Consider the following 250-nt stretch of genomic DNA (forward strand, 5'->3'; position numbering starts at 1 on the left):
TGCCAGTGCCGATTCTGGTACTGGTGACTCTGTACGGTCTGATTCGCGCGGTGGCTCGCAATGCGCATTACACGCCATTCCTGCTGACCCTGGTGCTGATCTTCCTCGGCTACAGCGGTCTGGGTATCAGCCTGTGGCCGAACATCGTGCCGCCGTCGATTTCGATCTGGGACGCTGCCGCACCGCCGCAGAGCCAGGGCTTCATGCTGGTGGGCACGCTGTTCATCATCCCGTTCATCCTGGGTTACAC

1 protein-coding gene is annotated in these 250 nt (G+C 60.8%); it reads left to right on the forward strand.

What is annotated here, in order from left to right; translation table 11 throughout:
- A partial coding sequence (locus ACCC94_RS30410) for a cytochrome d ubiquinol oxidase subunit II (protein ID WP_413353260.1) occupies positions 1–250 on the forward strand: 250 nt, incomplete at both ends.

This window comes from Pseudomonas sp. Pseusp97 (genome assembly GCF_047304025.1).
In the GTDB taxonomy this organism is placed as follows: Bacteria; Pseudomonadota; Gammaproteobacteria; order Pseudomonadales; family Pseudomonadaceae; genus Pseudomonas.